The 12,703-nt window shown below is 70.6% G+C and carries 14 protein-coding genes; 7 read left to right on the forward strand and 7 right to left on the reverse strand.

Translation table 11 applies throughout. The annotated features are described in order from the left end of the window. The first annotated feature begins 54 nt into the window (after positions 1-54). Both glyA and AB0I10_RS14065 read left to right on the forward strand, forming a co-directional pair. Complete coding sequence (glyA, locus tag AB0I10_RS14060) at positions 55-1,314, forward strand: serine hydroxymethyltransferase (protein ID WP_363152682.1); 1,260 nt, start codon at positions 55-57, stop codon at positions 1,312-1,314. A gap of 392 nt (positions 1,315-1,706) precedes the next feature. Beyond that, positions 1,707-3,089, forward strand: a complete 1,383-nt coding sequence (locus AB0I10_RS14065) for an L-serine ammonia-lyase (protein WP_363152683.1) — start codon at positions 1,707-1,709, stop codon at positions 3,087-3,089. 155 nt (positions 3,090-3,244) lie between these two features. Here AB0I10_RS14065 and AB0I10_RS14070 read toward each other — a convergent pair whose 3' ends face one another. The 3 genes from AB0I10_RS14070 to AB0I10_RS14080 form a co-directional block, all read right to left on the reverse strand. Beyond that, complete coding sequence (locus AB0I10_RS14070) at positions 3,245-3,523, reverse strand: hypothetical protein (protein ID WP_363152684.1); 279 nt, start codon at positions 3,521-3,523, stop codon at positions 3,245-3,247. Between the two features lie 256 nt (positions 3,524-3,779). Next, on the reverse strand, positions 3,780-4,490 hold the full coding sequence (locus AB0I10_RS14075) for a phosphatase PAP2 family protein (protein WP_363152685.1): 711 nt from the start codon (positions 4,488-4,490) through the stop codon (positions 3,780-3,782). Next, positions 4,487-5,188, reverse strand: coding sequence for a phosphatase PAP2 family protein (locus tag AB0I10_RS14080; protein WP_363152686.1), 702 nt, complete (start codon positions 5,186-5,188; stop codon positions 4,487-4,489). Before AB0I10_RS14080 ends, AB0I10_RS14075 begins: the two co-directional genes overlap by 4 nt. Before the next feature lie 102 nt (positions 5,189-5,290). Here AB0I10_RS14080 and AB0I10_RS14085 point away from each other — a divergent pair, with 102 nt between their 5' ends. From AB0I10_RS14085 to AB0I10_RS14100, 4 genes are all read left to right on the forward strand, one after another. Then, positions 5,291-5,722: a BlaI/MecI/CopY family transcriptional regulator gene (locus tag AB0I10_RS14085; protein ID WP_363152687.1), complete on the forward strand. Its 432-nt coding sequence runs from the start codon at positions 5,291-5,293 to the stop codon at positions 5,720-5,722. Positions 5,723-5,989: 267 nt separating this feature from the next. Next, a complete protein-coding gene (locus tag AB0I10_RS14090; RefSeq protein ID WP_363152688.1) occupies positions 5,990-6,544 on the forward strand; it encodes a GH25 family lysozyme in 555 nt (184 codons plus the stop codon). Between the two features lie 64 nt (positions 6,545-6,608). Continuing rightward, positions 6,609-7,439, forward strand: a complete 831-nt coding sequence (gene nadE / locus AB0I10_RS14095) for an ammonia-dependent NAD(+) synthetase (protein WP_363152689.1) — start codon at positions 6,609-6,611, stop codon at positions 7,437-7,439. 202 nt (positions 7,440-7,641) lie between these two features. Next, entirely contained in the window at positions 7,642-7,995 is a 354-nt protein-coding gene (locus tag AB0I10_RS14100; RefSeq protein ID WP_363152690.1) for a hypothetical protein, read from the forward strand. Positions 7,996-8,211: 216 nt separating this feature from the next. Here the strand turns inward: AB0I10_RS14100 and AB0I10_RS14105 are convergent, their stop codons facing one another. Both AB0I10_RS14105 and AB0I10_RS14110 read right to left on the reverse strand, forming a co-directional pair. Beyond that, positions 8,212-8,451 (reverse strand): hypothetical protein, encoded by a 240-nt coding sequence (locus AB0I10_RS14105; protein WP_363152691.1) that lies wholly within the window; start codon positions 8,449-8,451, stop codon positions 8,212-8,214. 198 nt (positions 8,452-8,649) lie between these two features. Next, on the reverse strand, positions 8,650-9,012 hold the full coding sequence (locus AB0I10_RS14110; protein ID WP_363152692.1) for a DUF3099 domain-containing protein: 363 nt from the start codon (positions 9,010-9,012) through the stop codon (positions 8,650-8,652). A gap of 214 nt (positions 9,013-9,226) precedes the next feature. On the opposite strand from AB0I10_RS14110, the gene AB0I10_RS14115 reads away from it, so the two are divergent. Further along, positions 9,227-9,505, forward strand: a complete 279-nt coding sequence (locus AB0I10_RS14115; protein ID WP_363152693.1) for a GlsB/YeaQ/YmgE family stress response membrane protein — start codon at positions 9,227-9,229, stop codon at positions 9,503-9,505. Between the two features lie 85 nt (positions 9,506-9,590). On the opposite strand, the gene tyrS is transcribed toward AB0I10_RS14115, so the two are convergent. Continuing rightward, complete coding sequence (gene tyrS, locus AB0I10_RS14120; RefSeq protein ID WP_363152694.1) at positions 9,591-10,994, reverse strand: tyrosine--tRNA ligase; 1,404 nt, start codon at positions 10,992-10,994, stop codon at positions 9,591-9,593. 209 nt (positions 10,995-11,203) lie between these two features. Continuing rightward, complete coding sequence (locus AB0I10_RS14125) at positions 11,204-12,640, reverse strand: metallopeptidase TldD-related protein (protein ID WP_363152695.1); 1,437 nt, start codon at positions 12,638-12,640, stop codon at positions 11,204-11,206. Positions 12,641-12,703 lie beyond the last annotated feature (63 nt).

The raw sequence follows: 12,703 nt of genomic DNA on the forward strand, positions 1-12,703 counted from the left end.
CCGGACTGCGTCCGGGGGACCCCCATCGCGCCCCTGACCCCTCCAGGAAAACTCATGTCGCTTCTCAACAGCTCCCTCCATGAGCTCGACCCCGACGTCGCCGCCGCCGTCGACGCCGAGCTCCACCGTCAGCAGTCCACCCTCGAAATGATCGCGTCGGAGAACTTCGCTCCGGTCGCCGTCATGGAGGCTCAGGGCTCCGTCCTCACCAACAAGTACGCCGAGGGCTACCCCGGCCGCCGCTACTACGGCGGCTGTGAGCACGTCGATGTCGTCGAGCAGATTGCCATCGACCGGATCAAGGCGCTCTTCGGCGCCGAGGCCGCCAACGTCCAGCCGCACTCGGGCGCGCAGGCCAACGCCGCCGCGATGTTCGCGCTGATCAAGCCGGGCGACACCATCCTGGGCCTGAACCTCGCCCACGGCGGGCACCTGACCCACGGCATGAAGATCAATTTCTCCGGCAAGCTCTACAACGTGGTGCCCTACCACGTCGACGAGAAGACCAACCTGGTCGACATGGAAGAGGTCGAGCGCCTCGCCAAGGAGCACCGCCCCAAGCTGATCGTGGCCGGCTGGTCCGCCTACCCGCGGCAGCTGGACTTCGCGGCCTTCCGCCGGATCGCGGACGAGGTCGGCGCGTACCTGATGGTCGACATGGCGCACTTCGCCGGTCTGGTCGCCGCGGGTCTGCACCCCTCCCCCGTGCCGCACGCGCATGTCGTCACCACCACCACGCACAAGACCCTCGGCGGTCCGCGCGGCGGTGTGATCCTGTCCACCCAGGAGCTCGCCAAGAAGATCAACTCGGCGGTCTTCCCGGGCCAGCAGGGCGGCCCGCTGGAGCATGTCATCGCGGCGAAGGCGGTGTCCTTCAAGGTCGCGGCGTCCGAGGAATTCAAGGAGCGCCAGCAGCGCACCCTGGACGGCGCCCGTATCCTCGCCGAGCGGCTGATCCAGCCGGACGTCACCGAGGTCGGCGTCTCCGTCCTGTCCGGCGGCACGGACGTCCACCTCGTCCTGGTCGACCTGCGCAACAGCGAGCTGGACGGCCAGCAGGCCGAGGACCGCCTCCACGAGGTCGGCATCACGGTCAACCGCAACGCCATCCCGAACGACCCGCGGCCGCCGATGGTCACCTCGGGCCTGCGGATCGGCACGCCGGCGCTGGCCACCCGCGGCTTCCAGGCCGACGACTTCCGCGAGGTCGCGGACATCATCGCCGAGGCGCTGAAGCCGTCGTACGACACCGAGTCGCTCAAGGCCCGGGTCACGGCGCTGGCGGACAAGTACCCGCTGTATCCGTCGCTCTGATGATGCGCGTCCCGGGCGGCCTCGTGTGAGGTACGACGCCCTGTGACGCGAGTCTCCCACTGAGGGCCCGGCCCGCCGGAAGTCCGGCGGGCCGGGGAACGGGCCATGGGCCCGGGGCCGCGCGCCGGCCCCGGGCCCCCGCTCTGTCCGGCCGTTTTCCCCCCGTGCCCGCCCCTGACGCCCGACGTGTGAGGGTTCCGATACCCCCTGTTCCCCCTGGCGACGGCCACCCGACGATTTCCGTCCGGCGAGGTCGCGCCGCGTCCGGGTTACGCTCGACAGTCGGCGCAGAAACGTACCTGTCGGCACAGATGCGTACCCGTCGGTGCGGAAACGTACCCCCTGCCCTAATTGCTCCGCCCTCCACCCAGCAGACAAGGGAGTCCGCCACCGTGGCCATCTCCGTCTTCGACCTCTTCTCCATCGGCATCGGCCCCTCCAGCTCCCACACCGTCGGCCCGATGCGCGCCGCCCGGATGTTCGTCGGGCGCCTCAAGAAGGACGGTCTCCTCGCACAGGCGGTCTCGGTGCGCGCGGAGCTGTTCGGTTCGCTCGGCGCCACCGGCCACGGCCATGGCACCCCCAAGGCGGTGCTCCTCGGTCTGGAGGGCCACTCCCCCCGCACCGTCGACGTGGAGCGCGCGGACGACGAGGTCGAGCGGATCCGTACGACCAAGCGGCTGCGGCTGATGGGCGCCGAGATAGGCACTGCCCATGAGATCGACTTCGACGAGTCGACCGAGCTGATCCTGCACCGCCGCCGCGCCCTGCCGTACCACGCCAACGGCATGACCCTCTTCGCCTACGACGCGGCCGGTGCGCCCCTTCTGGAGAAGACGTACTACTCGGTGGGCGGCGGCTTCGTCGTCGACGAGGACGCGGTCGGCGAGGACCGGATCAAGCTCGACGACACCGTCCTCACGCACCCCTTCCGCACCGGCGACGAGCTGCTGCGCCTCTCCCAGGACACCGGGCTGTCCATCTCCGCACTGATGCTGGAGAACGAGAAGGCCTGGCGCACGGAGGAGGAGATCCACGACGGCCTGCTGGAGATCTGGCGCGTCATGCAGGCCTGCGTCTCGCGCGGCATGTCTCGTGAGGGCATCCTGCCCGGCGGCCTCAAGGTCCGCCGCCGCGCCGCGAACTCCGCCCGCCAGCTGCGCTCCGCGGGCGACCCGCTCGCCCACGCGATGGAGTGGGTCACCCTCTACGCGATGTCCGTCAACGAGGAGAACGCGGCCGGCGGCCGGGTCGTCACCGCCCCCACCAACGGCGCGGCCGGCATCATCCCCGCCGTCCTGCACTACTACATCAACTTCGTGCCCGGCGCCGACGAGGAAGGCGTCGTCCGCTTCCTGCTCGCCGCCGGCGCCATCGGCATGCTCTTCAAGGAGAACGCCTCCATCTCCGGCGCCGAGGTCGGCTGCCAGGGCGAGGTCGGCTCCGCCTGCTCCATGGCCGCCGGCGGCCTGGCCGAGGTGCTCGGCGGCTCCCCCGAGCAGGTCGAGAACGCCGCCGAGATCGGCATGGAGCACAACCTGGGCCTGACCTGCGACCCCGTCGGCGGCCTCGTCCAGATCCCGTGCATCGAACGCAACGGCATGGCCGCGGTCAAGGCCATCACCGCCGCCCGTATGGCGCTGCGCGGCGACGGCCGCCACCATGTCTCCCTCGACAAGGTCATCAAGACCATGAAGGAGACCGGTGCCGACATGAGCGTGAAGTACAAGGAGACGGCCCGGGGCGGGCTCGCGGTGAACATCATCGAGTGCTGAGGAGCGCTCGAAGACCGGGCTCTCACCCCGCCGGGCGGGCCGCCCCGCCGTCTGCGTGTAGTGCCGACCGTCACCTGGATCTGCCATACCGGCAGATTACGAGCGACCACTGACAGTCACCGCGGAGCTGCCGTCGGCCGCGCCCTCGCGGGTGCCTATTTGCCGATCTCCCAGGCGAAGGGCGGTAGTTCGCGGGCCCGGGAGTAGATGTCCAGGGCATGGCCGGCCGGGACGTACGGGTGGACGCGGCCGCCGTCGAGGCAGGCCAGCAGCCGGGCGCAGTGGTGGACGCAGCCGGCCACCTCCGCGCCGTGGCGGTCGACGATGGTGGCGGCGTCGTGCGACCCCTCGCACGGGGTCGGGTCCTTGGCCGCGGCGGCCGCGCAGCGACCGGGTGTCGAGTGGCCTATTGGGCGGTCGAGCGGTCGCTCCATGGTGCTGTCCCCCTGGTGGTACGTGATGTGTCCGATCTGGCTGCTGCTCCTGGCACGCTTACCGCGGTGCCGGTGCCGGTGCCGTGCCACGACGCGCCCGTGCTCACCTCCGCGGTCGCCCACCGGCACACAGGACAGTGCTCCGGGTGGCCCGCTTCCATGCCGCTTTGGGGAAGACCTGGACCGATCGTCATCGATTCATGGCATGTATGCCATGCGGGTCATGGTCATCCGCCTCTTTGGTGCGTGAGGCGCGTCAATCGGCTTGCACGGAGGGCGACTTGGGAGGCGGGGGCGGGCCCGTTCGGTGGAGGGCGAAGGGTGCGGCGAGGCGGGCCAGGGCCAGGCAGGCGAGGGCCAGGAGCCAGCCCGCGAGGACGTCGCCAGGCCAGTGGACCCCCAGGTAGACGCGGGTGGCGCCGACCGCGACGGCCCAGAGGGCGAGCATCACGCACCAGGTGCGGGCGACGCCGGGGCCGGCGCGGTGCTGTACGCCCCAGGCCAGGATTCCGGCCGCCAGTACGGCGGTGGTGGCGTGGCCCGAGGGCCAGGCGTGGCCGGCGGCGGTCCCGGTCCAGTCGGCGGCCGGCGGGCGCGGCCGGGCGAGCAGTTCCATCAGGCCGTAACGGATCGCCTGGCCGGCCGCCAGTACGGCCACGGCACAGGCCACCGCACGGATCCGGCCGGACGTGTGCTCACCGGCCAGCAGCCCGGCGAGCACCGCCATCAGGTACGGGACAGGGCCGGCGCCGGTCGCGGTGACCGCGCGGGCCAGGGAACGCAGCGGCTCCCCGTGGTGCGCCGCGGACCAGTCATGGGCGGACCGTTCGGCCGGAAGCGGGGCTCCGTGGCGTACGGCCATGAGGAGGGACGCGGCGGCGAAGAGCGCCGCGCAGACCGCCGCGAGGGCCACCAGCGCCCGTGGCTGCCCGGTGACCGGTCCCCGCTCCCGCCCGGACGCTGTCATCGCGCGGCCACCAGGGGGCGCAGCCGCGTGGCGCGGAGGTGGTCGACGGCGGGGGCGGCGCGGCGGGCGAGGGGGGTCAGCGGCCAGGCGACGAGCCCGCCGACGGCCAGGCCGACGGCGACGTCGTGCGGGTAGTGGGCGCCGACCCAGACGCGCGAGGCCGCCATCAGGAGCGCGGCCGGGACGGCGGTCCGGGCGAGCTGACGGCGGCACAGCACCAGGGCGACCGCGGCGGCGCCCGCTATGGCGGAGTGGTTGCTGGGGAATGACCAGTCGCCGGGCGCCGGACACGCCGCGACCGTGACCGTATGGAGCGTCCGGCAGGGCCGTTGCTCGTCGACGAAGCTCTTGATGACGTCGTTGACGACGAAGGCGGCGAGCACGACGACGGGGGTGGCCAGCACCATCGCCATACGGGCGGAGTCGGCGTGCCGGGCACGCCACCAGGCGACCAGCGTCAGGACCACGAACAGGCCCAGCCCGTAGTCGGTCCAGTAGGAGACGAGGGTGTTGAGGGCGTCCGGGGCGCGGTGCGCCAGATCGGTGGTGCGGGTGTAGAGGTCACCGTCGATCGAGGCTCCGCCGAAGGCGAGGGTGGGCACCGGAGATTCTCCCGGCAGCGGCCCGCCGACGCCCTGCGGGAGGGCTGTCACCTGCGGATTCGCGACGGCTCCGGCCATGTCGGTGGGCCCTCTCATAATGAGTTCCGGGGCTGCCGCTGCCAGGCGGCCGAACCGACCGACTACAGTCAAGTAGACGGTCTACGGAACTGTAGACGACGGAGAGGTGAACGGCGTCACATGTCGCAGACACCACCCGTGCAGCGGCGCCCCGCCGGCGAGCTGGAAGCGAGCGTGCTCGCAGCCCTCTGGGCGGCCGAGGGGCCGCTGAGCCCCGCCGAGGTACGGTGCGCGCTGGACCGCAGGCTCGCCCGTACGACCGTCACGACGATCCTCACCCGGCTGCACGGCAAGGGCGCGGTGTCCCGCTCCCGGGCGGGCCGTGGCTATGCGTACGCGCCGATACAGGACTCCGCGGGGCTGACCGCCCTGCGGATGCGCAGCGAGCTCGACAAGCAGGACGACCGCGCCGCCGCGCTCACCCGATTCGTTTCCGAACTGACCGCCGAGGACGGGCAGTTGCTCCGCTCCCTCCTGGACGAGGCGAAGACCGCCGCCCCGGAGGGGCCCGCGGGCCCACTTCAGGACGCCCCGGGTGGGCCACCCCGCTGACCGGCCACCGGGTGGCCAACTCGGCGACACGATCGGCGAGTTCACGGACATCGCCCATCGCTCACGCCGCCAACACGCAGCCGGCGTACGGAACTTCACTGCCATGATCTGGCGTCCTGGACAGTGAACATGCTGAACTGCTGGAACGCAGATGACGCTTCGCACGAACGCTTCGCACGACGCTTTGAACGGCGCATTGCACAACGCACCGAACGACGCACTGAATGACGCTTCGAAATGGCAGGTCCGATCGGCGGGAGGCCGCTCATGCTGCATGGTGTCGATGTCAGCTCGTACAACACCTCGTACTCCACCGAGGGGTTGGATTTCGTATTCGTCAAGGCCACCGAGGGCCGTTCCTACATCAATCCGCGCCAGTCCGCACAGGCGGCGAAGGCCCGTAAGGCGGGATGTGTGGTCGGTTTCTACCACTTCCTCTGGCCGGGGAATATCGCGGCGCAGGCGAGATATTTCGTGGAGAAGTGCGCTTCCATCGAGGGCGACATCCTGGCTGCCGACTGGGAGCGCACCGGCGAGGGGACATACGCGAGCAATGCCCAGAAGGACCAGTTCCTTCTGGAGGTCAAGAAGCTGCGGCCCACGCACCGCGTGATGCTCTACTGCAACCGCGATTTCTGGCTCAACCACGACACGACGTCCTACGCCGCCGACGGCCTGTGGATCGCCGACTACGTCTCCGCCGGGCACCCCCGGATCAAGGCGAAGTGGCGGATCCACCAGTACACCGATTCTCCGCTGGACAAGAACGTGGCGGATTTCACGAGCAAGGCCGCTCTCAAGAAGTGGGCGGACCCGGCTTAAGGTTTCTCCTGCCGGCACCATCCGGATGACCAGCACACGGATACCAGAAACCAGAGGAGCGGCCGTGACCGACCCGGCGTCCAAGGCCCTGCAGGAGGAGATCGCCCGGGATCTCCAGGTGACCGCGTCCTTCGACGCCGAGCGGGAGATCGAGCGCCGGGTGGCCTTCCTCACGGAGCGGCTGACGACCACGGGCCTGCGCTCCCTGGTCCTCGGGATCAGCGGTGGCGTCGACTCCACGACCACGGGCCGGCTCTGCCAACTCGCCGTGGAGCGGGCCCGTGCCGCCGGGCATGACGCGACGTTCTTCGCGATGCGGCTGCCGTACGGCGTCCAGGCCGATGAGAAGGACGCGCAGCGGGCGCTGGACTTCATCCGGGCCGACCGGGTGCTGACCGTCGACATCCGTCCGGCGAGCGATGCGGCGCTGGCGGCGGCGGTGGACGCCGGGGTCACCTTCCGGGACGCCCACCACCAGGACTTCGTCCAGGGCAACATCAAGGCCCGGCAGCGCATGATCGCGCAGTACGCGGTCGCGGGCGCCCATGACGGCCTGGTCGTGGGCACGGATCACGCGGCCGAGGCCGTCTCCGGCTTCTTCACGAAGTTCGGCGACGGCGCGGCCGATGTCGTGCCGCTCACGGGGCTGACCAAGCGCCGGGTCCGCGCGGTGTCGGCCGCGCTCGGCGCCCCGGAGGAGCTGGTACGGAAGGTGCCGACCGCCGACCTGGAGACCCTCGACCCGGGCAAGCCCGACGAGGACGCGCTCGGTGTGAGCTACGACCAGATCGATGACTTCCTGGAGGGCAAGCCGGTCGCCGACGTCGCCTTCCAGTCGATCGTCCGCCGCTACCGCTTCACCGACCACAAGCGCGCGCTGCCGATCGCTCCCTGAGCGGCCGACCGCTCTGCGGGGCCGTGGCCGCGACCGCGGCCCCGCAGCACACCCCCACGACGCACATGTCATGCACCGGCAAGCGGAGGGTCACCGTCCTGGTGCTAAATCGTGGGTCCGGACGGGCATGCATGCGGGCATGGGAAGCCGCAAAGTGCGATCGGAAGATCAATTGTCAGTGGGGCCGCCTACGCTCCGAGACATGGGTTACGCAAACCTGCGCGAACTCCAGACCGCGCTGACCACCGCATCCGACATTGCCTCCGCCCTGCAGAGTGCGCCCACCCGGCGCGACGCGGACCAGCTCGTCGACGTCCTCCGGCGAGCACTGACCGCTGCCAGCTCACTGGGCGCCGAGACCGGCCCGACGGGCTGCGCCATACATCCGCACGGCGCCGTCGACCCCTTGTACGGCGACCCGGAGGATCCGCTTCCGCCGGGCTACGGAAAGTGCCTGCTCTGCAACGACCGCCGCCGCCGCGCGGACGCCCACCACCCGCACCCACGCCCGCACGCACACGCCTACCCGCTCCGCCGCCGTCGGCTGAGCGTCTAGGGTCTGTCCGATGGGTCATGGCCGGGCCCGCGGCGCCTGGCACGGCACCTCGCGGCGTTGCCGAAACGTCCCAATAGCTCCGCTATCGGGCCGCTCCGGCGCCTTGCGATGCACCGCACCAGGCGCCGCGGCCTTTCCGACCCTGACCCATCGGACAGACCCTAGGACCTCTCCGGCAGGCTGTGACCGAGCCCGCCCTTGATCCACCGGACGGACCTAGCGGGCCGACGCCTCCCACTCCTCCAGCGTCACCACATCCTTCAGAAAGCCCCGCATCCCGAGGAACTGCGACAGATGCTCCCGGTGCTCCTCGCAAGCCAGCCAGGTCTTGCGGCGGTCCGGGGTGTGCAGCTTCGGGTTGTTCCAGGCCAGCACCCATACGGCGGCGGCGCGGCAGCCCTTGGCGGAGCAGATGACGGCGCTCTCGGCGGAGTTCGGGAGATCAGGGGAGTTCACGGCCTCAACCCTACGTCCCGCATCCGGGGGCGGACATGGCGACGCCGGGCAGCCACGGGGGGAGCCGCCCGGCGTCGGTCCGTCGCTCCGACGGGGGATGCGGAGCGCGTACGCAGTATGTCACGGGGAATGGTGCGTGGTGCACCGGATCGGCATCATTGATCTGAGCTTTTCTTGAGCTTTGCAGACCTGCAGCGATCAGCTCCGGTCGCTCCGCGCGTCCGATGCGTCCGTGCCCCGCGGCTCCGGAACCGGTTCCGTATGTCCGGCGTTCAGCATCGGCCGGGTCGGCGGCGCCACGAACGTCGACGGAAGCGAAGGAGCGTTCTCCCGGCCCGCGTTGGCGATGACGACCGCGATATAGGGGAGCGCGATCCCCAGTACAAGCATCGCAATGGCGACAGGACGCTCGATGTTCCACAGCACGGCGGTCAGCACCACGGCCACCGTACGCACCGCCATCGAGATCACATAGCGCCGCTGCCGCCCCCGCACATCCGCCGACAGCCCCTGGCGAGCACCCGTGATCCGGAAGGCCTCGCCGCCGCTCTGCTTCCGCATCACGTTCCACCACCTGGTCAGTCGTGCCGGATTCTCCCCGCTATCCGGTCAGTTCCCACGGTACGCCGCGGCTCCGCCGCCTTCGAGACCGGGTCGTGCCGCCCTACGGCCAGGTGCCACAGTGCACCTTGCGTACGCCCGCCTCCCACGTGCGCCGTAGGTCATGCGGAGCGACACTGTCGGAGCACCCTTACGTGCTCCGACAGGAGGCGACATGACGTGGTTGTGGGCCATCATCGTGGGCTTGGTCCTGGGCCTGATCGCAAAGGCCGTCATCCCCGGCAAGCAGATGATCCCCCTCTGGCTGACGGTGATCTTCGGCATGCTCGGCAGCGTCCTGGGCAACTGGCTGGCCACCGGCATCGGGGTGAACGAGACCTCCGGCGTCGACTGGACCCGCCACCTGCTGCAGCTCATCGGCGCAGTCCTCGTCGTCGGTGTGGGCGACCGCCTCTGGGTATCCGTACGGGGCAACCGGGGCAAGACCCCCTAGCGACGGCGGCCGGGCCGCCTGGCGACCGTGACGACGCAACGGTGGCCGGCGCGTCCCGCGCGCCGGCCACCGTCACATCTGCGAATCAGCGCCCTTCGACGTGCGCAAGCTTCCGTCCGGCCTTCAGGTACACGGCCCCCGCCGAGCCCGCCAGCTTCTCGGCCAGCACCTCGGCCAGCGGCCGGATCGCATCGGCCTCGGCGAGCACCACGGTCTCCTGCCCCGCCTCGCCCTCCACGACCAGCCGCAGCGCGTTCTGCTTGGCCAGCCGCCGAGCGGCGGAAGCGCTGGGCGTGAACTCCAGCACCTTCGTCAGCACCGCCGCCACCGTCTCCCCGCCGTGCTCGGCGAGATCCACGACGGGCAGCGTGCCGACATCGGCGAACGACTTCTTCGAGAACTGCGCGACGAACCCGGCCCGCGCCGCCATTGCCGCATCCAGCCCGTACAGCGCGGTGACGACCTCACCCGCGAGGAGCTTCTTGAGGTCCATCGGGTGCAGCGAGCGGTCTGTGACCCGGCCCAGGACGAGCGCGATCTCCTCGTCGGTCCACTCCGTCCACGCCTTGAGGTACGGCTCCATCAGCCGGTCCGGAACCGACATGATCTTGCCGAAGACATCGTCGCCGGGTGCGTTCAGCCCGACGTAATTGCCCTTGGACTTGGACATCTTGGCGCCGGTGCCGTCCGTGCCCTCGATCAGCGGCATGGTCACCACCAGCTGCGGCCGCTGCCCGCGCAGCTCCATCAGCTTGCGGCCCATCTGCAGATTGAGCAGCTGGTCGGAGCCGCCCAGCTCCACATCGCACTCCAGCGCCACCGAGTCCAGGCCCTGGGCGATGGGGTACAGCAGCTCCGTCATCGTCAGACCGGACCCGGCGGCCAGCCGGTTGCGGAAGTCCTCGCGCTGCAGCAGCTGCGACGCCGGCACCTGGGCGAGCAGCCCGAGCAGCTCGGGGAAGGTGTACGGCGCCAGCCACTCGCTGTTCTGCCGGAAGCTGACCTTCTCGAAGTCGAAGAAGGGGCGCACCTGTTCGCGGTACGTGGCGAGGTTCCGCGCGATGTCGTCGTCGGTCAGCGGCGGCCGCTCGGCGGTACGCCCCGACGGGTCGCCGATCTTCGCGGTGAAGTCACCGATGATCAGCGTGACGTCGTGGCCCAGCCGCTGGAACCGGCTGAGGATGATCAGCGGCACCGCGTGCCCCAGGTGCACATCGGTCGCCGTCGGGTCGATGCCCAGCTTGATGTGCAGGCCCTTGCCGGCCGCGCGGCGCTCCTCGATGCGCTCGGCCAGCTTGTCCACGCCCGGCAGGACCTCGACCGTACGGGCCGCGATCAGCTCGGCCTGCTCCTTGGCGGGCAGGTCCGTCAGGTCGAGATAGCGCCGCGAGCCCGTCTCCTTGAGCAGCTCCTGGACGGTCGCGTCCGAGGAGAGGTCGGCGGAGAGCAGCGTGGTGGCGCGGGCGACGGATTCGCCGAGGCGTGTCATGGCGTTCCTGATCGATCGTTGTTCCCAAAAGGGAGGACAAGCGCCCAGTCTATTAGCCCCGGGCCCGACGCCCGCTCCACGCCCGCCCCGTGGCCGCCGCCCCGCTCATGCCGAAACCTCGCTGCGCTCGGCCTCGCATTCGCGAGGCGCGCACCTTTCGTTGATTCTCCCCCAGCCTCCGGCCGGGGGGACCCCCATGCCGTGCTCGCTCACACCCCCTGGCTGACCGAACTCATATTGAAGTCGGGGATACGCAGCGCCGGCATCGCCGCCCGGGTGAAGTAGTCGCCCCACTCGCGCGGCAGCGTCCGCTCCGTACGGCCCGCCTCCACCGCCCGGGACAGCAGGTCCACCGGCGACTCGTTGAAGCGGAAGTTGTTGACCTCGCCGACGACCTCGCCGTTCTCCACCAGATACACGCCGTCCCGGGTCAGCCCGGTCAGCAGCAGCGTCGCCGGATCGACCTCGCGGATGTACCACAGGCAGGTCAGCAGCAGCGCGGGACCATCATGGCCGCTGGCCGCCACCATCTCGTCCAGGGAACGCGAACCACCCGCCTCCAGAAGGAGGTTGTCGATGCCGGGCGCCACCGGGAGGCCGGTCAGTCCGGCGGTGTGCCGGGTGGTGACCAGCCGGTTCAGCACTCCGTCCCGCACCCACTCGGTGGGTGGCAGCGGAAGCCCGTTGTCGAAGACCGACGCGTCGTCGCCGGAGGAGTGCGCCAGCACGAACGGCGCGCACTCCAGACCGGGCGCCCATGGGTCGCTGCGCAGTGTCAGCGGCAGCTCGGACAGCCGCTCGCCGAGCCGGGTACCCGCCCCGGGCCGCGCCGCCCCCGCACCCTCTCCGTCGCCCGGCTTGGAGAAGACCGTACGGCCCTCCGCGGCGTCCCGGGCCGAGGACGACCACAGCTGGTAGATCAGCAGGTCCGCGACGGCGGTCGGCGGCAGCAGCGTCTCGTAGCGCCCGGCCGGCAGCTCGATCCGTCGTTCGGCCCAGCCCAGCCGCCGGGCCAGTTCGGCGTCCAGTTCCCGCGGGTCGACATCGGTGAAGTCGCGGGTCGCCCGGCCGGTCCAGGCGGAGCGCGAGAGGTCCGGTGACTTGGCGTTCAGCTCCAGCGTCCCGGTGGGCTGGTCGTGCCGCAGCCGCAGCCCGGCCGAGGTGCCCAGATAGGACGAGACGATCTCGTGGTGGGCGAAGCCGTACAGCTCACGGCCGTCGGCGTGGGCCTGCCGGAAGGACTCGCCGAGCGCCGGCGCGAACGCCGCGAAGGCTTCCGAGGAGGTCTCGGCGGGCGCGTCCGTGAAGTCGGTGGACTCCTTGGCGCCGGCGACCAGTGGCTGGGCGTCCTCGGCCGGCCCGGCGTCCCGGGCGGCCGCCTCAGCGGCCCGTACCAGCGGCTCCAGGTCGTCCGCGGTCACCGCCGACCGCGACACCACACCGGACGCGGTGCCCTGCCCGCCGTCCACGGTCGCGACGACGGTCAGCGTCCGTCCGCGGGTGACGCCATTGGTGGTGAGCGCATTGCCCGCCCAGCGCAGATTGGCGCTGGAGTGCTCATCGGCGATGACGACGCAGCCGTCGGCCCGGGAGAGCTCCAGGGCCCGCTCGACGATCTCGTGCGGCCTGCTGGTCCTACGGCTCATCGACCGGCCTCCTGTTCATACGGGTTGAAACCGACTGTTCTGGAACTGCATGACTGATCTGAA

Source organism: Streptomyces sp. NPDC050636, from assembly GCF_040654775.1.
Taxonomy (GTDB): domain Bacteria; phylum Actinomycetota; class Actinomycetes; order Streptomycetales; family Streptomycetaceae; genus Streptomyces.